The organism is Psychroflexus gondwanensis ACAM 44, from assembly GCF_000355905.1.
In the GTDB taxonomy this organism is placed as follows: Bacteria; Bacteroidota; Bacteroidia; order Flavobacteriales; family Flavobacteriaceae; genus Psychroflexus; species Psychroflexus gondwanensis.
In genome coordinates this window covers 1-21,836 of the sequence record NZ_APLF01000002.1, presented here as the reverse complement: position 1 = coordinate 21,836, position 21,836 = coordinate 1, and the positions used below count along the sequence as shown (strand labels likewise).

Genomic DNA, 21,836 nt, shown 5'->3' with positions numbered 1-21,836 from the left:
CTAAAGCCGCTTTTTATCAATTCTATTCAGTTGGGGAGAAGCTTAATTTTTAACCTCATGTTCCCAAAAAGCTCCGCTAATGTCTGTCATTTTTACAGTGTAAATTCCCGAAGGCAAATCGGCTAAGCTGTTATGCTTTAAATTCATTTTTGCTTTTGCGCCCAAGGGCACAATTAAACTGTGTTTGCCTGGTTTTATCTCAGCAACATAATAGTTTGCAATACTAGCTTCCTTTAGAGACGCCAAGTCTTCCTGAGAATAATCAAGAACCTTGTTGTTGTCTTCATCAAATAACTCGATACGGATAACCCAAGAGCCATACACATCTACACCTTCAACTCTAAAGACATCGAACGAAAGCGTACTGTTGCTAATGTTAGCCTCTGTTATTTCAAGTTTTGGTTTTACAGATTTATTATGTAGCGTTCCCCATAATCCACCATGAAATACTTGATTGGTCATTAAGGTCATTCCAAAAATTAATAAAGAGCCGACAAGCACTACTTTTGGAAATATACTTTCTTTAATAGGCAATACCCCTGAACCTATCCACGCAAACCATTTGGTTTTGGTGAAAGCAATATCCTTTTTCATCAGGTAATGATCCAAGGAATATTTACCACTTCCGGTTAGGAATAAAACAAAGCCCGTGGCAATTCCCAATACCCCTATTTGCCATTCATCCAGACAGGTAGTTCCTATCCAACCTGAGCCAAGAAGAATACCCATAGCCAAGCCAAAGACCCCTATACTCATAAGTCGAGTAAAAAACCCAAACATGATTAATAAACCCACAATACCTTCCACTATGGTAAAAATCACCATGTTTATCCAAAGTATATCTGGGTTTTCTACTAAATATTGAATAATAGGTTTAATGCCGAGGGCATTGGGTAAAAAGTGATTGAACTTTTCGCCAATATATCCAGGAAGTTCGGGGTCGAGTTTATTGGCTAAGGCGGTTCTCCTCCATAAGGCTGAAAAGTAAGTCCAACCCACTACTAATCTTAGTGCAAGCGCTAAAAGGCCTGCATCGTTCTTTATACTGATATTTTTCATTTCTTGATCATTAAATAGTTAGCGTAATAAATCCCTTTTTGGTAAGCTGAAATCCATACAGAATACCATTTTTAGTGATTTCCAGATTGTCTGGCATTTGGTCTGGACTTATGTTGAATTTATTTAGAGAAATACCACAAACAAAAACCTTTAGGTTTTGTGCTTTGGCTTTTTTCAGAAGTTGAATAAAATCAGTGTTGTTTGGAATATCATCTACGGTTTTACCACAAATAATCATATAAAAATCGCCGTATTTTTTCCCGTCTTCCATTGCTAATCCTTTAGCAGTGAGTATAACCGGTTGAAGCTGTTGAATGTTTTTAGAAAGCACTACATAATTATTCTTTTTTGGATTGAAATCTTGAGCTTGTAATTGGATTGTTCCAAATAATAAAAGGAACAAGGTCGTGGTCACTATAATTGAATTTTTCATTGTTTTTGAATTTTTGAATTAATACTAAAAAAAAGAAGTCCGCCAAGTAGGGCTATATTCTTAAAAAGCGGACCCAAAGTTGCCATTTGACCAACTTGAATGGTCAAAGTAATTGGAATTAATACCGCAAGTAATACCAGAGCAGCAATTCGAGTTTTAAAGCCAATAAGAAGTGAAACCCCTGCGACGAACATTACAATTCCTGATAGAATTACAGCTGTTTCGGGGGATCCCAAACTATTTCCAATAAAACCCATATTTGCATTTTCTATTCTGCTTACGGTTTTTTCGATATTAAAAAAATGGCTTGCGCTCGCTACTATAAAAATTAGACTGAGCATGATGCGAAGTATCACTACAGATTTGTAGCTAACTTCAAGGTTTTTTTTTGAAATGTCATTTTAAGTTTCTATTCATTAATACAATATCAGTTCTTAAAAACTGATAACATTAACTAATAACTGAAGCTATTTATAGAAACGCCTTAAAGTTTTTGTATAAAATATAAAGGGGAATTGAAGAAACCGAGAGGTTTCTTTCTTTATGAAAATGTCCAGCCGCTTTGGATACCGCAATGCGATGAATATCTAAATCGAAGTGTTTCGCGGCGAATACAGGAGCCTCCTGAGTCGAAGAGTCTATTTTGGAGATGGGAGTTGTAACGACCTCAGAGATGCTGCAATTTGAGCTGCTTAGTGAGGTTTGACTTCGGTTGGCGACTTCAGTTTGAGGAACGCCAAGCTCTGCTTGAATAAAGTTTCTAACCTTGCAAGGAGAAAGCAACAACAAGAACGCTAACCCAATTATTGGGAATAGAGATCTCGAGGGTTTTATATTTTGAAGTTCTTTCAAGCTGCAAACTTATAAAATAATTATAGAATGAATTCTTATCGGTTTCCTAATAAAAGCTAAGAGTTTTAAAATGGATAAGAAAGTCTTGTATAATCCCAGTTCTTAAAATAGGGACACAAAACAAGTGGTTTGAATCTATTCTCTAAGTAAGGTTCACTATCCATTAAATTGCAATAATTTCAGGTTTACTTATTCTGAATAAGCTCCAGAGGAATAGGTCAATTCATAACTATGGGTGTAAATTTCAAAGACGATCCCAAACGGATCTTCGACATAGCACATTTTAAAGGGTTTATCCTTTGGGTAATATTCTCTTATTGGCATACGCTGTTTTCCACCATGGGCTACTATGCTATCAATGAGATCTTCAATATTTGGATCTTGTATGCAAAAATGAAAAAGGCCAGTGTTGAAAGGCTTAAATTCAGGAGCGGCTTTATCTCCGTGAGGAAAGCAAAACAACTCAATGCCAGTCCCATCGGAGGTGGACATATGTGCAATTTCGAAGGTATCCCATTCTTCACCAAACACATCAATACACATCATACCTATAGCTGTATCACTTTCTTTTTTGACCAAAGAGGGCTTCATAATAGTATACCATCCCATAACATCTGAGTAAAACTTTACAGCCTCTTGGATATTGGGAACAGTAAGACCTATATGGGAAAAGGACTTTGGATAATTTTCTTTTGTTTTCATGCTTTTTCTTTTTTAAAGTGCAAATTAAGGATATATTCACCTCTTAAACAATATGTTACCTAAATGTTATATAGGGTACTAAACGAGTTAATTGTTGATAATCAATACGTTAAAATCTAAGAATGTCTAAAATTTTTTGTCCTTTACACCTCACAATGCAGATCATCGGTACAAAGTGGAAACCGCTAGTATTATTTCACCTTTTAGACGGACCGCTTCGATCTGGTATCCTACAGAAAAAAATTCCTGAAATCTCCAATAAGATGTTTACCCAAACGGTTCGCGAATTAGAAAAAGATGGGCTTATCCACAGAACAGTCTATCCAGAAGTCCCCCCAAGAGTCGACTATACTCTAACTCCAGAAGGACAATCACTAGACTCTATTTTAAAAAGCCTAGACACTTGGGGAAAAGAACGATTTATGTTATAGACCTTAAAAAAAGAGTATCTTCAATAATTCATTTTCATACCAGATGTGACACATTACTTTTTTAAACTAAACTTATTTTGATGAAATACGTTCTCATTACATTTCTAGTATTTTTATGTGGTCTAAAGTCCTATACGCAAACCACATTTAAACCTGGCTATTATATCACAACCAATCAAGACACCATTCAAGGTTTGATTAAAGACTATGACTGGAGAGGTAACCCAGATCAAATTAATTTTAAGGCGTCTAAAAATGGAGCTGAGAGAACTCTTTTGGCCAAAGACATCCTTCTCTTTGAAATTCTAGACTCCTCAAGATACGTTTCTGTTAACGTGGATATAGACACATCAGATGATAAGCTTACAGAACTCGATAATACGAGAACACCCAATTTTGTTAACCAACGCCTTTTCTTAAAAACACTCTTAGCGAGTGAAGATGCTTCGCTTTATAACTACTCTGAGGGAAGTTATATCAAATACTTTTACAAGATGGATCAAGGTCCTATTCAGCAATTGATCTATAAGAAATACTTAAACAAATTCCAAAAAAGTTAGAGAAAATAATAATTTTCGCCAGCAGCTATTAAACGCCTTAAAGTGTGAAGAAGTTTCAGAATCCAAGCTGAAAAATCTGGAGTATAAAGAAAAAGAAATCACAGAATTGTTTAAGATATACAATTCTTGTAAGGCCGCTTCCTATATAACCTACGAGCGAGCGAAGTCTGAACAGAGTTTTTTCCTGTCTATTCGTCCAGGAATTCAAATAGCATCTCTATCCACAGCCGGGGAAATCAGCTCACAAGATACCTCATTTGATTCAGAATTTAGTTTCAGGATAGGACTTGAAGCAGAGCTTGTTTTACCTTTCAACAATCAAAAATGGTCTCTAACTTTAGAGCCTACCTATTATAACTATTCCTCTAGGAAAGACAAAGAAACCTTCCTAACCGATAGCTATAGAGAAGTCGATTACACCGCTATTGAAATTCCACTTGGAGTGAGGTACTACCTGTTTTTTAGTTCAGATTTACAAGTTTTTTTCAACGCAGGATTTACCTATGCAATTGCTATTGACTCAGAAATTGTGGGAACCACAGGACCTAGACTAGATATAGGATCTGAATTCAATTCTTTTTTGGGACTTGGCTTAAGAGTCAAAGACCGCTATAGTTTTGAAATTCGTTATCAATCGAGTCGTGATCTTTTGGGTGAATATTCTATAAGAACCTCAAATTATTCTTCAACTTCATTTGTGCTGGGATATCGTTTTTTATAGATGTATTTTCTTTTAAAATATCAGGAAAAGTCACATATATAAAGATGATTATTTACGATTAAACCCGAAGAGCCATAAAATTTAATCTAATTGGTACTGAACACCAAACACTGGAAATTTGGCAAAGTTTCGAAGCGGATTACTAAACCCAAAATCACTTCTATCTTCAAAATTAGGGTCACTAGAATAAAAATAAACCAAATCTCTAAAGGTGAAGGATAACCACCAATTTTCGACCAATTTTAAAGTAAGTCCGATGTCGTTATAAGCATTTATATAAGAGTTTGACTCAAAGCGGTTGGATTCTAAGAAGTTTTGATTTGCCCCGACTTGAGTAAAAACAGATATCATAGGAGTGATTTCAAGATAGTACCGAAAATAGGTTCCAAACTGATAATTACTAAAATTAACCTGTTGATTGCTTTCCTTTATTTCATAGTCTAAATATCCAACACCTACATTGAAACCCACAAAAAAATTCCTTGCTAAACTATAGTTGATATTGAATAGCATTTGAAGTTTTATAGCATTTTCGAAAGTAGGCTCCTGTTCTAAACTTAAAGAATTGTCTACTATCGCCAAATCACTCCACAGATAAGAGAGCCCAATTTGAGATTCCACATACCACTGCTTCGCCTCAAACCCTTTGGTACTTTGAGCATTGGAAAAGTTAGTAAATACTAGGAACAGACATAAAACCCATCCATAAGAATTTAGGTTTAAAATAAGTTTACGGTTCTTACTACAATTCAAAGGCTATGCTTTTAAAATTTATAATACTTATCTAGAGTTTTACTAATCTACGAAAAAGTTATAAATATGACTTCCATTTTATAATGAGTAGATCTTTTTCCCTTCAAGTAGAAAGAAAAACATGTTACATCGACCTCAGACCCCTTTATTAAAATCTATCAAAACCCAGCACCAAACTTTAAGACTTAAAAATATTAGGAAGGGACTATTATCTATAACGTAAACTTAAATTGCCTTCACTATAAGCAGTGGTCAAGTACACGGTGTCTCCATTTTCAACGACCTCAACACCAGTACTAACATCTTTCATTGCGTGTTATCTCTAAAATTTCCCACGAACTCCTAGCAGAAAGACCCCACTCTTCCTCTTTATCAAGTTTGAAATAAATCGACTTTAATTTTCTTTTGTTGATTATTGACCTAAATATTTATACCATTTACAAGTTTATTCTTATCGCAACATTTATCATTGGTTCATCAAACTGCTTAAATGAAACTAAAAACGGTTCATTTTAGGCAATAATGGACATCAATGGGCGATTTCTGAAATTAATAATTCTAAATGTCATGTTTGACAGCGCGATGCTGAGAATGAGAAATTTAGTAACATATATAAGTGTCTGGATTTTCAGATGGAAGGACCTCCGTTTTCCTTCGGCATTAATTGATTATGCTTATTTCTAGAATGCTTCCTACTGGCCACGATGGCTGTTTCTCGTTAGAAGCTTATGATGGCACAGGAATAATAAATAACGATCATGGTTTAACGAATGTTTAAGGAATTGCACCATGCTCTATCTCCTTTTTTTCAATAAATTATAAAAAAAAACAATGATCAAAAAGGTCTACATTTTTAGCTTGATAATTACCGTTTTTATGTCATTTTCTTCCGTTTCTGCTCAGAATACTTCGGTAACCGTTCGCGCTAAAGCGAAAGATGCCAAATTTATAGGCACTTCTATAGGCGGTGCGCAAATTATCATAAAGAACGCCAGTACCGGAGAAATTTTGGCCGAAGGAATCACATCCGGAAGCACAGGCAATACCGAAAAAATCATGAAAACCCCGCATAAACGTGGTGAGCCAATCACAAATGATAAAACAGCCGGCTTTACTGCGGATTTAGACCTAAAAGAACCCGTTTTTGTAACCGTTGAAGCGTATGCGCCAGTGCTAAAAAAACAGGCCGCAGTGCTCAGCTCTACTCAACTATGGCTTATTCCGGGTAAGAATATAGAAGGCGAAGGTCTTATTCTTGATATTCCAGGTTTTGTGGTCGATATTCTGAGTCCGCAGACGCATGAAAGCATTTCCGCCGGCAGTGAGCTAAGGCTTAAAGCTAATGTGGTCATGATGTGCGGCTGCCCCACTTCCCCAGACGGAATCTGGGATGCCAATGACTACGAGGTAAAAGCATTGATCCAGAGGGATACCGGAAACAGAACAGAAGTTGAGCTTAAATTTGCAGATAAACAGAGCACTTTTACCGCAACTACGACCTTAGAAAAAGGGGTTTATCACATCAGTATCTATGCCTATGATCCCAAAACCGGCAACACTGGGCTTGATCAGACTTCAGTCATCGTTAAATAGAATGAGCTTAAAGCCAACTTTTGCAATGAATCCACAAGGAAAAGGACCTATTTTTTGATTTCGCTTTCTTCTGTCCTGCAATAGTATACAAATCGTAGCAAGATTAAACTAGAGACCATAAGTCTAGTAACCAGCTGCTTGACCATCCACTCTAGATTCTGAAGCACCTAAATACACTCCGTTTTCATAATCGCGCATAATACCTTGATACCTCCCAAAAAAGCTATTCCCCACTTCGACTTTGTGTCCCTTTCCTCTAAGTTGGCGCACAACTTCGTAAGGAATTCCAGACTCTAAGTTCACTTGACCAGTGGTACTCAATTTGTCCGTGAGTTTCCCTGTAGGTTCCGATGATCCTGAATGATCCCATCGTGCAGCGTCACCAGCCTCTTGTACATTCATTCCAAAATCGATGATATTGGTTAAAATACTCACATGTCCTATGGGTTGATAAGCCCCTCCCATGTTTCCAAAGCTAAAAAATGGCTTGCCGTCTTTCATCACAAACCCTGGTATAATCGTGTGAAAAGGGCGCTTTCCTGGGGCATATACATTAGGGTGCTTGGAGTCGGTAGAAAACAATTCACCTCGATTTTGAAAGCTAAATCCAAGTCCAGGTACTACAAAACCAGTTCCCATCCCTCTGAAATTACTTTGTATCAAAGACACCATATTGCCTTCACTATCAGCGGTGGTCAAATACACAGTGTCTCCATTTTCAATAACCTCAACACCAGTGCTAACGTCTTTCATCGCAGTTTCACCAATCAGCTTTCCGCGTTTAGCAGCATATTCTTTTGAGAGCAAAACATCATAAGGCACCTCTTGAAAATCAGGATCTGAGTAATGCTTGGCTCTGTCTTCGTAAACTAGCTTTTTGGTTTCTATAAAAGCATGTAAGGTTTCTAGTGTACCATACCCCATAGACTTCAAATCGTAGCCTTCCAAAATATTCAGCATTTGTAAAACGGCTGTTCCCTGGACGTTCCCCCCAACTTGATAAACGTCATAGCCTCTATAGTTAGTCGTAACGGGTTCCACCCATTCAGAACGGTGCTTTTCAAAATCTGTATAGCGTAGATAACCCTTATTTTTTACCATCCATTTATCTATCTTTTTAGTGATCTCGCCTTTATAAAAAGCATCTCTACCCTTTTTCGCCAACACTCTTAGCGTGTTTCCAAGATCGGGATTCTTAAAGATTTCACCTTTATGAGGGCCACGACCGTCAATAGTGAATGTGCTTTCAAAAGCTCCTGGCTGAGTTTTTAAAAAGGGAACACTACGCCTCCATCCAGCAGAAATAGCTTCTGTTACAGGAAATCCATTTTCAGCATAGTGAATTGGAGATTTAAGAATTTCTTCCATCGATAGAGAGCCGAATTTTTTATGCAACTCAAACCAGCCATCTACGGCGCCTGGCACGGAGACAGAAAGTAAATGATAAGGAGGAATACTTTCCTCGTCGATTTCATCTAATTCTTTTAGTAGGTCATCATAAGACAAGCCTAAAGGTGAACGCCCACTGGCGTTTATAGCATAGAGCTTTTGAGTTTTCTCATGCCAGACAATGGCAAATAAATCACCTCCAATGCCATTCCCTGTTGGTTCCATAAGGCCTGTAGCTGCATTTGCAGCTATCGCCGCATCTATGGCGTTGCCACCTTGCTTTAAAATATCCAATCCAATTTGAGTGGCTAATGGATGACTTGTCGCTACCATCCCATATTGTCCTATAACTTCAGATCTTGACGCAAAATTAAGCCCGTCAGCTTCCCTATCGCCTTGGCCATAAGTATGGTAAGTTATTAAGATCAGTAGAGTTGTTAGGAAACTTAGGGGTTTGAGATATAGATTCATGAGATTAGTTTTTTTAAATATAAAGGAATAAATTTTTAACCTAAATCAAATTGTCAATTTATAAATTGTAAAGCTGATACGTTTTTTCCATTTTGATGTTGAATTATCGTTGGAATAAAAATGAAAGAAATTGAATGAAAAGTTTAGTTTAAAAGATGACGTTACTTTTTTATGGTAAAACATTAGGCTTACTTTGTAAGAAATTAAAACACGCTAAAATCAATCTTTCTTACACGTATTCCACGATGCTTATTCCCCTAACAATTCATTCTAAAACTCTCTAGTTCTGATAAAACGCACTCACTCTAAATTAGATATCTTAACTGTTGATTTCTGGAATGGCAACCGGTCAGAGATTAGACAAGATTATGAAAGGGAAGTTCTAGAAGCTTTACTTGAGGCTACAACTTTAGAATTTGGGCCTTGGGAGATTTCAGAAAGTCGAGCTGACTATCCCGGAAAAGAGGAATCGCTTGCTTTTAGCGAAAAAAATCATGATCTGCTAGTCACTATTGCCGGTAACCAGAAGTTTAAGCCTGAAGATATCCTTATGATTTCTAAACCCCTTGCTAGAAATTTATTAGGATATCGCATTCTTATAATTAAAGACAAGGATACCTTTAAGTTTAAGGAGGCCAATTCAAAAGACATAAAACAACTAACACTAGGTATTCCAGAAACATGGAGTGATGCCGATATTTTTAGAACTAACGAATTTAAAGTAATTGAAAAAGGGAGTTTTGATGATGTTTTTAATAGGCTAGTATCCGGAGAATTTGACTATACGACCTTTGGTGCAAATGAAGTGGAAAGCATTTTTAAAAACAGAGCTTCTCAACACGCTGACTTAAGCATAGAAAATAGCTTAATGTTTTTTTATCCATTCCCTTTGGTGTTTTATGTCAATCCCAAAAAACCCCAATTAGCAGTGCGTATTGAGAAAGGTTTAGAAAATATAGAAAACAACGGGGTCTTAAATGGTATTTTTGATTCTTATTACATGTTATTAATTGAGAATTTGAATTTAAACCACAGAAAAATAATATCCCTGAATAACCAATTAATTCCCGATCAGTTTGCAGATTTGAAGCCAGATTTAAAATCATTAAGTCTATAATGGGGATGTCTAAATTACTTTAGATAAAAACTTTGCTACTGATAAAATCAAAAGTTTATAAAACCCTTTACCCGTTAAACATCATAAAAAAACTCTTTAAGCTCAAAAACAAGCAAAACAAGATAATCAAAATGCCTATTAAGTTTTGAATCCAAGTGTTTTTATGTTCTCCCATCAACTTTTGGTTGGAGACTATAACCAAAAGCAAAACAGCGATAAAAGGCAGTAAAATCGCATTACTCACTTGGGCTATTTGGATGAGTTGAATTGGATTGATCCCCAAAGACGAAAAGAAAACGCCTAGAAAAAGAATACCTCTCCAAGTCCATTTAAATTTAGGATGGGAGGTACTCACATTCCAACCCAAACATCCTCTTAAAACATAGGCTGCCGCCAAAGCGGCCGTTAATGTTGAAGTGATCCCTGCCGCAAACATACCGAAACCCAATAGATACTTAGCATAAACCCCATACAAGGGCTCGAGTGTTTCTGCCATATCCAAAATAGAAAGCAACTCCTGCTTAGGTAACCTGGAAGCGGCAACTACCACCGCTATGGAAACTAAACCTCCTAAACCTATTGCTATAGCAGAATCCCATCGGGCTGACTTTAATCCTTTTAGACCCTTCCATTTTTCCTGAACAATAGACGAGTGTAAAAACAAATTATACGGAACAATGGTGGTTCCCACTATCGCCAAAAGAGTGGTTAAAGATTCTGAAGGCATTTTAAATAAAACAAATCCTTTTAGTAAAGCTTTATAATCTGGTTGGGTTATGACTGCAGTTGCCAAAAAAGATAGACTCATCAACACGACCAATACTATTAATACGCTTTCAATTTTTTTATAAGAATTCAAATTCAGAATAAAAAAGCAAATGATTCCTATGACAACTGGCAAATAATCCACTTGAAAATTACCGAAATGGATTTGGGTGTCTGCATAGATGACGGAGAAGCCCATCACAGCTCCACTTATGTTTCCAGCTTCATAAGCGGCATTTCCAAAAACAATAGCAAGAACCACCAAAAGCATTAGAATTCCTTTTAGTAAAGGATGCTTTACCACATGTCGCATAGCGGTTCCCAGATCTTTTTGAGTTACCAATCCTACCCGAGCTGACATATTTTGTAAAACGATCGTGGCAAGTATAGACAATGCTAGTGCCCAAATCAAATCCATCCCAAACGTCACCCCTGCAATGGAACAGATGGTGATGGTTCCAGGACCTATAAAGGCAGCGGCCACAAAAGTTCCAGGACCAAAGTATTTTGACAGACTTTTAATCATTCTGGGCGTTTGTCTAGGGCATATAAAGCAAAAGTCCCTAACCAATGTGACCCCTCGTAAGTATCTCCAAAAAGATGAGGATAGGCCTTTACAAAATGCTTATCCCCCGTAGTTTTAAGATGATACAAAGCTTCATACCGATTGGCCAATTCATATAAATTCCAAGCCCGACTAAAGTTTAAACCCTCCAGATGCACCAACTTACCATCACTCCTATCGCTCACCTCAGCGACCTTAAGACTAAAGTATTTTGAAAACAGACTTGGCATAAAAGCTCTGGCCCAAGACTCAAATTCCTGTTCTGGCAGAATCTTGCTCATGAGAGAAACTTCCTCAAGACAAGGCGATAGAAAATCATAGCCACTAGGTTCCCAAGTTAAGGGACAGCCTCTATCCTTTAGGTAAAAATCTTTAGAACGCTTTATGATAAGGGCTTTAAGCTCAGCCTTTTCAAAAGCCTCTGCATAATCTAAACTGAGGGACAAGGCAAAAGCAGTATTGGGGTGCTCCCCTACTCGTATTGGATAAACAAGCTTAGGCAAAAAGTCAATCATTTTAGTTTCCAATACCTCTACCAATGGCATTATAGTGTTTAACCAGACCTTAGCTTGAGGATCTTCCCAGGTCTTCAGTTCCTTAGCAAGGGTAAACAACCACGCCCAACCGTAGGTTCTTTCAAAATTTTGATTGTGTTCAGTTTCAAAGAATTCTATCTCTTTTTCTATGTTTTCCTTAGTGAGGCGTTCAGAAAGGGCAGACCGGATGGAGTCTCCTTGCTTAAGTTCGGGGAACTGTTTTAGCAATTTCACTAGCGACCACTGACTATGCACCGCAGAATGCCAATCGAAACAGCCATAAAAAGCAGGGCGTAATTCTTTAGGCCTTGCTAAATCATCTTCAGAACCCAAAACTTGGCTTAACTTATTTGGAAACTCTTGAGTGATGCATTCCAAAGGGAGTTCCACTAACTTTTCGGCCTCGGTGATGCTAAATTCAATAAAATCTTTATTCTCAAAAGGAGATTTGCTTCCACCCTCTTGTTTTGGTGAGTCTTGGCAACTCCAAAAGGTTATAGAAAGAATAGATATCCAAATAAACTTCATAGGTTGTTTTTATGGCCAAGATAATAAATTGAAGTAGAATACCTTTCCTAGAAAAAGTCAAGGGTTTAAGTAATACCAATTTAGTTTTTAAATTTTTAATTAAAAATTTGAATTATACTATGACGTAGCTCAGCACAGGTTTTTTTACTTAGTTGAGGAAAAAAATATAAGCATAGCACTAGTTAGGGTTCTATTTTATGAAAATTAATAAGTGAAAAAGAAACTGATTTTATAAGACATTTAAATGCTAAATTGGTAGAAAGCGTCTTATCAAAAAAGCATATACAGAGTATACCCTACAAAACTAATAATAAGCACCAAAGCTTCCCACCTATCTAGACGTTTAGCTTTTCCCGTAAACATCGCTATAAACAAGAAAAGGCTACCGCCAAGCAACACAAATAGATCTAAGTTAAAGGAGGAATTATAGGCTATAGGATGAATCAAAGCGCTAATAGGAACTATAAGAAGAACATTAAAAATATTAGAACCTACGACATTGCCAATGGCGATATCGGCATTGTTTTTAAGGGCTGCAACAACTGAAGTGACAAGCTCTGGCAAAGAAGTCCCCGCAGCCACAATAGTGAGCCCTATTACTTTATCACTCACTCCAAAACTCATTGCTATGTCGGTAGCGCTAGTGACCACCAAATGTCCGCCCAAAACCAAACCGCCGAGGCCGAGTATAATAAAGCTTATCATTTTGGTAGTGGAGTAGATCTTTTCAGGTGGAATATCTTCAGAAGACTCTTTTGCCAAGCCTTTATAAATATAAAACATAAAGCCAGCAAATAAGACCAACAGCAGGATAGCATCTAGTCTGGAGACCGAGGCTACCTCTGCTCCCAATAGTGCATTGGAGAGAACAAAAAGAATAGCAACTACCCCTAGAGAAATAGGGATCTCGATCCAGACCATTCCTTTTTGAACGGTAATAGGCTTAAGCAGGGCTACCAAACCCAGGATAATAAACAAGTTGAAGTTGTTACTGCCTATCACATTGCCCAAAATCAAGTCGGATTGTTGATTCAAAGAAGCCGCCGAACTCACCACCAACTCAGGGGCCGATGTCCCAAATGCCACAATGGTCAAACCAATAGCCAGATCGGACATTTTAAGGCGTTTAGCTAAAGCCGAAGCCCCTTTCACCAAAGCATCTGCCCCAAAAATGAGGAGGGCAAAGCCCAGAATAATCCAAAGTGAAGCCACAATCATACAGATCCATTTATATAACAAATGTAAAAGCAATTCCATTCTGTTGTTCGAGTTTCACCCAAAATCTTTACAAAGAATTCCTATCTTTAACCCAAAAAATATATGACACCTATAGCTTTTATCACAGGAGCCACAAGCGGCATTGGCCTAGCCACTGCCCACAGATTTTCTAAAGAAAAATTCAAACTCATTCTTTGCGGCAGACGCCAAGATCGCCTCAAAGCCCTACAAGAAGAATTATCTGCTCATACCGAAGTGACTACCCTTTCTTTTGATGTCAGAGATAAGCCTGCCGTTCAACAAGCAATAGAAAGCTTACCTCAAGACTTTCAAGATATCAGCATCCTTATCAATAATGCAGGTAATGCCCACGGTTTAGACTTTATCCAAGATGGAGATACTGCAGACTGGGATGCCATGATAGATATCAACGTCAAAGGGCTACTTTATGTGTCTCAGCCTATCATCCAAACTATGATCAAGAACAAAAATGGCCACATCATCAATATTGGCTCAACCGCAGGCAAGGAAGTTTATCCCAAAGGCAATGTGTATTGCGCAAGCAAACATGCAGTGGACGCCATCAACCAAGGGATGCGTATGGACTTGTGCGAACATGGTATTCGAGTAGGTGCCATCAATCCAGGCTTGGTAGAAACCGAGTTTAGCAAAGTCAGATTCAAAGGAGACGATGAGCGTGCCGACCAAGTTTACAAGCGTTTTAAAGCCTTGCAACCCGAGGATATTGCAGATATCATTTGCTTTACGGTAACTCGTCCTTATCACGTCAACATCGCCGATTTGGTGGTGATGCCAACCGCACAGGCTAGTAGCACAATGATAAAAAAAAGCTAAACATTTTCTTTTGATTTTGGGACAAGTCAGCTTCAAAGTTCTACGATATCACTAGCTTCTAACTTAGCGTTGGCCTTATGTTGGGATCTAAAGAGGTAGTTAACTTTAAAAGGCAAATTCAACTATAACTTACTCAACGGCTTGAAAGTATTCAGTAATGCTTTATTTTGATTTAAGCATAGGGAAAATAACCTGTGTTTAATACTACCCAATGAATCCACTTTACCAAATAACAGTCTTAATTTTAAAACTCATCACTTCAATTTCAGAAGAAACTGGAATAAAACTAATCAAAAAATCAAGGTCAATAAAATTGAATCACATGCTATTGAGAAGAACAAAAGATTAGATAAATTCAAACAGTATGGGGAAGAATTAATTTACAACTATTATCAGAATCAAACAAAACTTGATTCGGATAGGATCAAATTTGATTTGGCTTTATAACAAAGAAAAAAATCACTAAGTTTATAATGTTAACAAAATGGGGATAACACAACTTGCTGTGTTATCCCCATTTTGTGTGTCATGCTCTAAATATTATATTAAAATTAAATACTGCTAAATATCACATTGTAATGTGATATTTAGCAGTATTTCAATCTTCTTAAGCAAAACACTCCTATATATCACACTGAAATATGATTTTAGACGTATTATATGTTTATTTTCAATATATTTACATTAAAATCACATTATAGAATAATAAAAATGGTGGGGAAAAGTATAAAAGAGCGAAGAAAAACACTTCGAGTTACTCAGCCACAAGTCGCTGAACTTGCTGATATAAGTGTTAACACTCTTTATAAAATTGAAAGAGGACAAGCAAATCCTACTTTAGAAACATTGACTAAAATTGCAGATGTATTAGGTATGGAAGTGATTCTTCAAGTTAAGAATCTTCAAAAAATTAAATAATGAGACAAGCTGAAATACACTTTAAAGGCGAAAAAGCTGGCTTATTAACTCAACTGGATAGTGGTCATTTTGTATATGAATATGACGATATATGGATGGCAGACACTAGCAAACCTCCAATAAGTTTGACATTACCAAAAAGTAACACTAAGTATGAATCGGATTATTTATTTCCCTTTTTCTACAACATGCTTCCCGAAGGAACCAATAAACAAGTTGTTTGCAAGCATATGCGAATTGACAATAACGATTATTTTAGTTTACTCCTTATTACAGCTCGTTATGATACGATTGGTGCAGTTACAGTAAAGAAAATAAATTAAGTATGAGTTTACGAATTATAGAATATTGTCCTGGAACTTTAACTAAGGGTTATAAAACATATAGTAGAACATGTTTAAGAAGAATGTTTGATGGTCGTAAAGTAAATCATATTCTTCCCTATGAGTCACCTGCAAGTAATGGAACAACTGAAGATCTTTTTATTGAAAATAGAAAACGAATCTCAATATCAGGTGTACAGGAAAAGTTTTCAGTATTACTTGAAAAAAATAAACTTCGGCTTATTGAAGAAGGTGAACGAGGTGGATATATTCTTAAACCTATTCCAAATGTTGGTAAAAATCTTAATCAGATGCCAGCTAATGAGCATCTTACAATGCAGATAGCGAGACAAGTCTTCAAGATTGAAACTGCTGAAAACGCATTGATTTTTTTTAAAAATGGTAAACCTGCATATATAACAAAAAGATTTGATGTTAAAGACGATGGCTCCAAATTAGCTAAAGAAGACTTTGCTTCGTTAGCAGGTCGTACTCCTCAAACGCATGGAGAGAATTATAAATATTCAGGTAACTATTTAGAAATATTCCAATTGATGAAAGACTATTTACCTGCTTACAAGCTAGAGGCTCCTAAATTGTTTGCATTAATTGTCTTTAATTATTTGTTTTCAAATGGTGATGCTCATTTTAAAAATTTCTCTCTATTAGAAACACCTTTAGGAGATTATCGATTGAGTCCTGCCTACGATTTACTTAATACGGGTTTACATATAAAAGATTCAGATTTTGCATTAGTTGAGGGGCTAGCACCAAAAAACATAGCAGAAGGAAATGTATGGATTCAACTAAATTTAATGGCTGATAAAGCCGGAATTAATAAGAGGCAAAAAGATAATATTTTTAATAATCTACTTTCAAAATCAGAAGAAGTAGAAAATCTGATTAACGCATCATTCCTAAATGAAAAAACAATGCGAAACTATACACAAGCATATCAAACAAGATTGAAAAGGCTTAAAAACAAGGCATAAAACAAAGTACTGTGGTAAAAAACAAGTAAAAACTCATTAATTTCTCACAAAAGCACTTCGATAGGTGGCGTCGGAGATCAAACTTGATTTAGCGATTGCAAAGGCTTGTTTCAACAGCTTATTACAAACCACAATTAATGCTAGTTTTTACTCTTTCCTTTGGCTACTATTCTTTCATAAAGATCCCTGCAAGCCTTGTCCTAACCACAGACAGTTAAAACAAGCATTAAAACTGCACATAAATAATAAATTACGACATTTTTGAAAGGACAATCTACTGGTATCACAACAATACTATGACAAGCTCAGCACATGCTTAAAATCAAGGTCTGAAAGTCTCATAGCCCCTATAGATATGGGCAGTGAAATATCATTGTAGAAGAGAGAGAGAGGATTATTCTCAAGGCTTCGGGATTGTCGAAGTTTGAAACTTCACCGGATATTGTAATCTTAATTCTCTCATTTGTTCTTTCTAGTTTATATCTAAAATTAAGTATTTTATTAGAAATCAAACCTAAGCCGTATATAATTAATTTCTGGGTCTGTACTAATCTGGAAAATTCTTGGGAATTTTCCAGCGAAGTTTTTTGTACTTTTAATGGTTCATGAGTGAGACATGCAAAGGCCCATACTCATCAACGTGGTATTACTTTCAATGATTCGAACAAATTCTTTCTAATTTAACAAAGTATATGTTAATACATATGATTAATAGATTTAGATCATATTTATATTTTATTGCATATAATTTAGTATATTTGAGTGATATTATATCTAATAACATATAATGAAGAAATTATCAGAGTTTGTTAAAGAACGAAGAAAGAAAGTTAATCTAACCCAGGAAGAATTTGCTGAACGTGCAGGCGTCGCTCTAACTGTGGTGCGTAAAATCGAACAAGGTAAAACGAACATGAACCTAGATAAAGTGAATCTAGTTCTCAGAATGTTTGGACATGAATTAGCTCCTACGGAAAGTAAAAATATGAGTAAATGAGAAGTGGGAAAGTATATTATAAAGATAATTTGGCAGGAACCATTACGGAGACAAATGAAGGTGAATATGTTTTTCGGTATGATCAACACTATGTAAAAGATCATCACAATGATTTTATCACATTCACCATGCCTGTAGCCAATATTCCGTACACCGACAAACGACTCTTTCCGTTTTTTGAAGGTCTGATCCCTGAAGGATGGTTATTAGATATCGCTTCCAAAAACTGGAAGATCAATAAAAATGATCGAATGGGATTACTGCTAGCATGTTGTCAGAATTGCATAGGTGCTGTAAGTGTTGAACCAATACCGGAACTTGATGGAAAATAGATGTCTATATTGTTACGAATCTGTAGAGGGCGATATTGATTTTCATAAGAAATGTTCTTTAGAGTTCTTTGAAACCCCAACACCTCCTGAAATAGAATATTCACTGGATCAAATGGATAAGCTAGCTAAAAATGTGGTAGAGCGTAGCGTAGCGGTACCAGGTGTTCAGGCAAAATTATCAATGTCGCTTATAAAAGGAACTAAAGAAAAGTCGGATTCACGCCTTACTGTTGTTGATGCCTTAGGTGGACAGTATATTTTTAAGCCACCAACTGATCGCTTTACCGAAATGCCCGAAAACGAACATTTGACAATGCGAATTGCTGAAACTTTCGGAATTCGAGTAGTGCCATCTTCATTAATCCGATTAGCTTCCGGAGAACTCTCTTATATAACAAAGCGAATTGACCGGACGAAAACAGGAGAAAAGATCCATATGATCGATATGTTTCAGATCACCGAGGCATTTGATAAGTACAAAAGTTCCATGGAAAAAGTTGGAAAGGCTCTTGATAGCTATTCCAATAACACATTACTCGATAAAATCTTTTATTTCGAATTAGCTTTATTTTCCTTTCTTACCGGAAATAATGACATGCACCTGAAAAACTTTTCAATGATTGAAAGTCCTTCAGGTTGGGTATTATCTCCAGCATATGATCTATTAAATGTCTCTATTATAAATCCTGATGATGATGAAGAACTTGCACTCACATTAGCTGGCAAGAAAAAGAAGTTAAAATATGAACATTTTAATCAGTTCGGTAGAGGATTAGGCCTAACTGATAAACAAATCCAAAGGGTGTTTAAACGAATTGTAAATAACAAACCTAAAGCGAAAGGGTGGATAGACAAATCATTCCTTTCTACTGAAATAAAAACCTCTTACAAAGAGTTGATTGATAATAGATACACACAAATTGGAATAGATTAATAAAATAGCAACGGTATACAACAAAGTACCGTGATATAAAACATAGTTAAAAACTACTAAATTAAAAGGTCCGCACTTATTTCTTATTACTAGAAAGTTTTTTAATTTAACTTTTAAAAATAAAAAGTTAAAAAATAAAAAATTAATCCCGAAGCTCCGGGACGGCTCGTTTATTATCCAAAAAGTTAGCGTCTATTTGCATGTCAAATTTCATATACTAGACGTTAGCTTAAAACAAAAACTCCTGAACTCAAAATTCTAAATTAATCATGAAAGAAATTATTAAAAAATTTAGCGGAGAAGTCATTGATAAGTTAGATGAAGGAGCTATAAAGATCATGAAAAGCTCAAGCAGCATTGCAATTCGCCTATCATTTGGTATCATATTTATTTGGTTTGGAATTTTAAAACCATTGCATCTTTCACCAGCAGAGGATTTGTTAAAGGCAACTGTAGTATGGCTTCCATTCGGCTCCCCAGAAATTTGGTTAATAATTATTGGCTGGTGGGAAGTGGTTATTGGGATTTGCTTTCTCTTTAAAAAAACAACAAGATTGGCAATTATACTTTTACTAACCCAGATGGTAGGAACCTTTATGCCTTTAGTTTTTCTTCCTGTAGTAACTTTTCAATCAAACAATATTTTGCTTCCTACCTTGGAAGGGCAATACATCATTAAAAATTTGCTAATTATTTCAGCAGCCTTGGTTCTTGGTGGTGAGATTAATAGACAAAAAAGCAGAAGATAAAATACAACTAACAGTTAAGGCTTAATTAATCCGCAACCAACGTTGAGACAAAAGGGTTTTAATGGAGAAATATCCTGTTTTTGAATATTCACCTTTCGAAACCCTTATTAGTAAAAACCAAAAAGAATAGTATTCTGAGCTACCCAAAAATGATTAACCAGGAAATTCTGCTCCGTTTATTGACTACATGCTTCGCGTAATTGATCTTTCTATAAATCTATTGGTGGACGAAAAATCAAAACCCTTTACTTCTAAAGATAGGCTTGAGCATTTTATAAGCTTAAATAAAAAACGTTCACAAAAAAAGAGCATAGTATTGTTTTTAAAGATATCTCAATGGCTACAGCAAGCCGAGATTTGAAAGAAAGTGTAGACTTAAAATTATTACAGAAAACAAGCAAAAAGAGTAAAACAAGCTAGATTTAAGCAGATAAGTCGAGTATTCTTATGAAATTATACTTGTAAAGGTCTAAATCCTTGATGCAAATTTATCACTTCCTTACCATCCGTATTGAACCAAGGGCCTTAACTTTGCCACAAATTAAAATTCAAGTATGAGTACATCTATAAAAGACTTAGAGCCCAAAGCCATTTGGAAACATTTTTCAGCACTTAATGCGGTTCCTAGAGCCTCTAATAAAGAAGAGCAAGTGGTTCAATTTATACTCGATTTTGGTAAACAACTCGGACTCGATACCCAAACCGACAAGATTGGTAATGTGATCATCAATAAACCAGCGACCAAAGGAATGGAAGATCGTAAAACGACAGTTTTGCAGTCGCATTTGGATATGGTACATCAAAAAAATAATGCAACTGACTTCGATTTTTCTACCGAAGGTATCCGTATGCATGTAGATGGTGATTGGGTAAAAGCTGATGGAACCACTCTAGGTGCCGATAACGGCCTAGGAGTAGCAACTATCATGGCGATTTTGGAAAGTCAAGATCTTCCACATCCTGCGCTAGAAGCATTATTTACTATAGATGAAGAAACTGGCATGACTGGCGCTAAAGAACTTGATGATTCTATTCTTAAAGGTGACATTCTGCTCAATCTAGACACCGAAGAAGATGATGAAATCGGGATTGGATGTGCTGGAGGCGTAGACCTTACTGCCACGCGATTTTATATCGAAGAATCTATCCCAGAAGACGCTATCGCTTACTCTATCACCATTAACGGGCTGCAAGGTGGGCATTCGGGTATGGATATCATCAAAGGACTTGCTAACGCTAATGTCCTGATGAATCGTATTCTTTATACGGCCTACATTACTGTTAGCTCTCGTGTGGCAAGTATAGAAGGCGGTGGTCTTCGTAATGCCATTCCTAGGGAGAGTCATTCGACACTCATCGTAAATAAGAGACATAAAAAAGAATTCGAAGACACCTTGGAGAGTTTATTTAAAACGATACAAGAAGAATATAAAAGCCTAGAGCCTCAGATGGCGTTTCACTTAGAGGAAACTGAACTGCCTAAAAAGATTATGAGTAGCGATGTGCAAGATGCTTTTCTAAAATCAATCTATGCAGCCCATAATGGAGTGTATAGAATGAGTCCAGACATCAAGGGTCTGGTAGAAACCTCCAACAATATCGCTAGAATTTCTGTTGCCGATGGAAAGATAGAAATCTTGTGCTTAACGCGCTCTTCTGTCGATTCTTCCAAAGACGACTTAGTTAATTCACTATCTTCTGCCTTTGACCTTGCAGGATTTCAGGTCGAACTTTCCGGTGATTATCCAGGCTGGACGCCCAATCCCGACTCGGGCATCCTCAAAATTGTTGATCGCATTTACCAAGACTTAAACCATGAAAAAGCAAATGTAGCGGCTTGTCACGCTGGTTTGGAATGCGGGATTTTGGGAAGCCACTATCCTAAGATGGATATGATTTCCTTTGGCCCAACCATTCGTGGCGCCCATTCTCCAGACGAACGCGCAAGCATTTCCAGCACTCAGAAATTTTGGAAACTGACTCAAGAAGTTTTAAAACAAATTCCGAAAAAAGATTAATTATAATGACATAACTTTCTAGTAT

The 21,836-nt window shown here is 36.4% G+C and carries 24 protein-coding genes and 1 pseudogene; 14 read left to right on the top strand and 11 right to left on the bottom strand.

Annotated features, from left to right (window positions below; genetic code table 11):
• Nucleotides 1-42: 42 nt before the first annotated feature.
• From PGOND44_RS01480 to PGOND44_RS01460, 5 genes are all read right to left on the bottom strand, one after another.
• Nucleotides 43-1,059, bottom strand: a complete 1,017-nt coding sequence (locus tag PGOND44_RS01480) for a TQO small subunit DoxD (protein WP_003435345.1) — start codon at nucleotides 1,057-1,059, stop codon at nucleotides 43-45.
• 10 nt (nucleotides 1,060-1,069) lie between these two features.
• The gene (locus PGOND44_RS01475) at nucleotides 1,070-1,492 is read right to left on the bottom strand and encodes a DsrE family protein (protein WP_003435344.1); all 423 of its coding nucleotides are present in this window, start codon (nucleotides 1,490-1,492) and stop codon (nucleotides 1,070-1,072) included.
• Nucleotides 1,489-1,848, bottom strand: a complete 360-nt coding sequence (locus PGOND44_RS01470) for a DoxX family protein (RefSeq protein ID WP_262500704.1) — start codon at nucleotides 1,846-1,848, stop codon at nucleotides 1,489-1,491. Before PGOND44_RS01470 ends, PGOND44_RS01475 begins: the two co-directional genes overlap by 4 nt.
• A gap of 115 nt (nucleotides 1,849-1,963) precedes the next feature.
• Complete coding sequence (locus PGOND44_RS01465; RefSeq protein ID WP_040555668.1) at nucleotides 1,964-2,344, bottom strand: hypothetical protein; 381 nt, start codon at nucleotides 2,342-2,344, stop codon at nucleotides 1,964-1,966.
• Between the two features lie 189 nt (nucleotides 2,345-2,533).
• On the bottom strand, nucleotides 2,534-3,046 hold the full coding sequence (locus PGOND44_RS01460) for a VOC family protein (RefSeq protein WP_003435341.1): 513 nt from the start codon (nucleotides 3,044-3,046) through the stop codon (nucleotides 2,534-2,536).
• A gap of 122 nt (nucleotides 3,047-3,168) precedes the next feature.
• On the opposite strand from PGOND44_RS01460, the gene PGOND44_RS01455 reads away from it, so the two are divergent.
• The 3 genes from PGOND44_RS01455 (at nucleotide 3,169) to PGOND44_RS01445 (ending at nucleotide 4,758) form a co-directional block, all read left to right on the top strand.
• Nucleotides 3,169-3,477: a winged helix-turn-helix transcriptional regulator gene (locus PGOND44_RS01455; protein ID WP_003435323.1), complete on the top strand. Its 309-nt coding sequence runs from the start codon at nucleotides 3,169-3,171 to the stop codon at nucleotides 3,475-3,477.
• 80 nt (nucleotides 3,478-3,557) lie between these two features.
• Nucleotides 3,558-4,037, top strand: a complete 480-nt coding sequence (locus PGOND44_RS01450) for a hypothetical protein (protein ID WP_040555666.1) — start codon at nucleotides 3,558-3,560, stop codon at nucleotides 4,035-4,037.
• A 106-nt stretch (nucleotides 4,038-4,143) separates the two neighbouring features.
• Nucleotides 4,144-4,758, top strand: a complete 615-nt coding sequence (locus tag PGOND44_RS01445) for an outer membrane beta-barrel protein (RefSeq protein WP_040555664.1) — start codon at nucleotides 4,144-4,146, stop codon at nucleotides 4,756-4,758.
• Between the two features lie 81 nt (nucleotides 4,759-4,839).
• On the opposite strand, the gene PGOND44_RS01440 is transcribed toward PGOND44_RS01445, so the two are convergent.
• Nucleotides 4,840-5,511 (bottom strand): hypothetical protein, encoded by a 672-nt coding sequence (locus PGOND44_RS01440; RefSeq protein ID WP_003435321.1) that lies wholly within the window; start codon nucleotides 5,509-5,511, stop codon nucleotides 4,840-4,842.
• Nucleotides 5,512-6,342: 831 nt separating this feature from the next.
• Here PGOND44_RS01440 and PGOND44_RS01435 point away from each other — a divergent pair.
• Complete coding sequence (locus tag PGOND44_RS01435; RefSeq protein ID WP_003435319.1) at nucleotides 6,343-7,104, top strand: hypothetical protein; 762 nt, start codon at nucleotides 6,343-6,345, stop codon at nucleotides 7,102-7,104.
• Between the two features lie 123 nt (nucleotides 7,105-7,227).
• Here PGOND44_RS01435 and ggt read toward each other — a convergent pair whose 3' ends face one another.
• Entirely contained in the window at nucleotides 7,228-8,964 is a 1,737-nt protein-coding gene (ggt, locus tag PGOND44_RS01430; protein WP_003435317.1) for a gamma-glutamyltransferase, read from the bottom strand.
• Nucleotides 8,965-9,514: 550 nt separating this feature from the next.
• Here ggt and PGOND44_RS01425 point away from each other — a divergent pair.
• On the top strand, nucleotides 9,515-10,081 hold the full coding sequence (locus tag PGOND44_RS01425; RefSeq protein ID WP_003435315.1) for a type 2 periplasmic-binding domain-containing protein: 567 nt from the start codon (nucleotides 9,515-9,517) through the stop codon (nucleotides 10,079-10,081).
• Nucleotides 10,082-10,148: 67 nt separating this feature from the next.
• Here PGOND44_RS01425 and PGOND44_RS01420 read toward each other — a convergent pair whose 3' ends face one another.
• From PGOND44_RS01420 to PGOND44_RS01410, 3 genes are all read right to left on the bottom strand, one after another.
• Nucleotides 10,149-11,372, bottom strand: a complete 1,224-nt coding sequence (locus tag PGOND44_RS01420) for an Nramp family divalent metal transporter (RefSeq protein WP_003435312.1) — start codon at nucleotides 11,370-11,372, stop codon at nucleotides 10,149-10,151.
• Complete coding sequence (locus PGOND44_RS01415) at nucleotides 11,369-12,475, bottom strand: DUF2891 domain-containing protein (RefSeq protein ID WP_003435309.1); 1,107 nt, start codon at nucleotides 12,473-12,475, stop codon at nucleotides 11,369-11,371. The genes PGOND44_RS01420 and PGOND44_RS01415 overlap by 4 nt, the downstream gene beginning before the upstream one ends.
• A 270-nt stretch (nucleotides 12,476-12,745) precedes the next feature.
• Entirely contained in the window at nucleotides 12,746-13,732 is a 987-nt protein-coding gene (locus PGOND44_RS01410) for a calcium/sodium antiporter (RefSeq protein ID WP_236611954.1), read from the bottom strand.
• Nucleotides 13,733-13,795: 63 nt separating this feature from the next.
• Between PGOND44_RS01410 and PGOND44_RS01405 the strand changes: the two genes are divergently transcribed.
• From PGOND44_RS01405 to PGOND44_RS01390, 4 genes are all read left to right on the top strand, one after another.
• Nucleotides 13,796-14,548: an SDR family NAD(P)-dependent oxidoreductase gene (locus tag PGOND44_RS01405; RefSeq protein ID WP_003435303.1), complete on the top strand. Its 753-nt coding sequence runs from the start codon at nucleotides 13,796-13,798 to the stop codon at nucleotides 14,546-14,548.
• Between the two features lie 660 nt (nucleotides 14,549-15,208).
• Entirely contained in the window at nucleotides 15,209-15,466 is a 258-nt protein-coding gene (locus tag PGOND44_RS01400; protein ID WP_155943780.1) for a helix-turn-helix domain-containing protein, read from the top strand.
• Nucleotides 15,466-15,789: a HipA N-terminal domain-containing protein gene (locus PGOND44_RS01395; protein ID WP_003435297.1), complete on the top strand. Its 324-nt coding sequence runs from the start codon at nucleotides 15,466-15,468 to the stop codon at nucleotides 15,787-15,789. Before PGOND44_RS01400 ends, PGOND44_RS01395 begins: the two co-directional genes overlap by 1 nt.
• A gap of 2 nt (nucleotides 15,790-15,791) precedes the next feature.
• Nucleotides 15,792-16,781, top strand: a complete 990-nt coding sequence (locus PGOND44_RS01390) for a type II toxin-antitoxin system HipA family toxin (protein ID WP_040555663.1) — start codon at nucleotides 15,792-15,794, stop codon at nucleotides 16,779-16,781.
• A 36-nt stretch (nucleotides 16,782-16,817) separates the two neighbouring features.
• Here PGOND44_RS01390 and PGOND44_RS15790 read toward each other — a convergent pair.
• Nucleotides 16,818-17,060 (bottom strand): annotated as a pseudogene (locus PGOND44_RS15790) (IS110 family transposase); the annotation flags it as partial.
• A 508-nt stretch (nucleotides 17,061-17,568) separates the two neighbouring features.
• Between PGOND44_RS15790 and PGOND44_RS01385 the strand changes: the two are divergent.
• From PGOND44_RS01385 to PGOND44_RS01365, 5 genes are all read left to right on the top strand, one after another.
• Nucleotides 17,569-17,778, top strand: coding sequence for a type II toxin-antitoxin system Y4mF family antitoxin (locus tag PGOND44_RS01385; RefSeq protein WP_003435291.1), 210 nt, complete (start codon nucleotides 17,569-17,571; stop codon nucleotides 17,776-17,778).
• Nucleotides 17,775-18,110 carry a HipA N-terminal domain-containing protein gene (locus PGOND44_RS01380; protein WP_003435289.1) on the top strand — a complete coding sequence of 112 codons (336 nt, stop codon included), beginning with the start codon at nucleotides 17,775-17,777 and terminating at the stop codon, nucleotides 18,108-18,110. Before PGOND44_RS01385 ends, PGOND44_RS01380 begins: the two co-directional genes overlap by 4 nt.
• The gene (locus PGOND44_RS01375; protein WP_003435287.1) at nucleotides 18,100-19,044 is read left to right on the top strand and encodes a HipA domain-containing protein; all 945 of its coding nucleotides are present in this window, start codon (nucleotides 18,100-18,102) and stop codon (nucleotides 19,042-19,044) included. The genes PGOND44_RS01380 and PGOND44_RS01375 overlap by 11 nt, the downstream gene beginning before the upstream one ends.
• Before the next feature lie 269 nt (nucleotides 19,045-19,313).
• Nucleotides 19,314-19,793 carry a DoxX family protein gene (locus PGOND44_RS01370; RefSeq protein ID WP_003435285.1) on the top strand — a complete coding sequence of 160 codons (480 nt, stop codon included), beginning with the start codon at nucleotides 19,314-19,316 and terminating at the stop codon, nucleotides 19,791-19,793.
• A 554-nt stretch (nucleotides 19,794-20,347) separates the two neighbouring features.
• Nucleotides 20,348-21,811, top strand: coding sequence for an aminoacyl-histidine dipeptidase (locus PGOND44_RS01365; RefSeq protein ID WP_003435283.1), 1,464 nt, complete (start codon nucleotides 20,348-20,350; stop codon nucleotides 21,809-21,811).
• The last annotated feature ends 25 nt before the right edge of the window (nucleotides 21,812-21,836 follow it).

Coding starts and splice junctions, on each gene's coding strand:
- PGOND44_RS01420 (WP_003435312.1), bottom strand. CDS start 11,372: ATGATTAAAAGTCTGTCAAAATACTTTGGTCCTGGAACTTTTGTGGCC.
- PGOND44_RS01455 (WP_003435323.1), top strand. CDS start 3,169: ATGTCTAAAATTTTTTGTCCTTTACACCTCACAATGCAGATCATCGGT.
- PGOND44_RS01475 (WP_003435344.1), bottom strand. CDS start 1,492: ATGAAAAATTCAATTATAGTGACCACGACCTTGTTCCTTTTATTATTT.
- ggt (WP_003435317.1), bottom strand. CDS start 8,964: ATGAATCTATATCTCAAACCCCTAAGTTTCCTAACAACTCTACTGATC.
- PGOND44_RS01435 (WP_003435319.1), top strand. CDS start 6,343: ATGATCAAAAAGGTCTACATTTTTAGCTTGATAATTACCGTTTTTATG.
- PGOND44_RS01380 (WP_003435289.1), top strand. CDS start 17,775: ATGAGAAGTGGGAAAGTATATTATAAAGATAATTTGGCAGGAACCATT.
- PGOND44_RS01365 (WP_003435283.1), top strand. CDS start 20,348: ATGAGTACATCTATAAAAGACTTAGAGCCCAAAGCCATTTGGAAACAT.
- PGOND44_RS01450 (WP_040555666.1), top strand. CDS start 3,558: ATGAAATACGTTCTCATTACATTTCTAGTATTTTTATGTGGTCTAAAG.
- PGOND44_RS01400 (WP_155943780.1), top strand. CDS start 15,209: ATGTTTATTTTCAATATATTTACATTAAAATCACATTATAGAATAATA.
- PGOND44_RS01415 (WP_003435309.1), bottom strand. CDS start 12,475: ATGAAGTTTATTTGGATATCTATTCTTTCTATAACCTTTTGGAGTTGC.
- PGOND44_RS01460 (WP_003435341.1), bottom strand. CDS start 3,046: ATGAAAACAAAAGAAAATTATCCAAAGTCCTTTTCCCATATAGGTCTT.
- PGOND44_RS01385 (WP_003435291.1), top strand. CDS start 17,569: ATGAAGAAATTATCAGAGTTTGTTAAAGAACGAAGAAAGAAAGTTAAT.
- PGOND44_RS01395 (WP_003435297.1), top strand. CDS start 15,466: ATGAGACAAGCTGAAATACACTTTAAAGGCGAAAAAGCTGGCTTATTA.
- PGOND44_RS01390 (WP_040555663.1), top strand. CDS start 15,792: ATGAGTTTACGAATTATAGAATATTGTCCTGGAACTTTAACTAAGGGT.
- PGOND44_RS01375 (WP_003435287.1), top strand. CDS start 18,100: ATGGAAAATAGATGTCTATATTGTTACGAATCTGTAGAGGGCGATATT.
- PGOND44_RS01410 (WP_236611954.1), bottom strand. CDS start 13,732: ATGGAATTGCTTTTACATTTGTTATATAAATGGATCTGTATGATTGTG.
- PGOND44_RS01370 (WP_003435285.1), top strand. CDS start 19,314: ATGAAAGAAATTATTAAAAAATTTAGCGGAGAAGTCATTGATAAGTTA.
- PGOND44_RS01480 (WP_003435345.1), bottom strand. CDS start 1,059: ATGAAAAATATCAGTATAAAGAACGATGCAGGCCTTTTAGCGCTTGCA.
- PGOND44_RS01405 (WP_003435303.1), top strand. CDS start 13,796: ATGACACCTATAGCTTTTATCACAGGAGCCACAAGCGGCATTGGCCTA.
- PGOND44_RS01425 (WP_003435315.1), top strand. CDS start 9,515: ATGATTTCTAAACCCCTTGCTAGAAATTTATTAGGATATCGCATTCTT.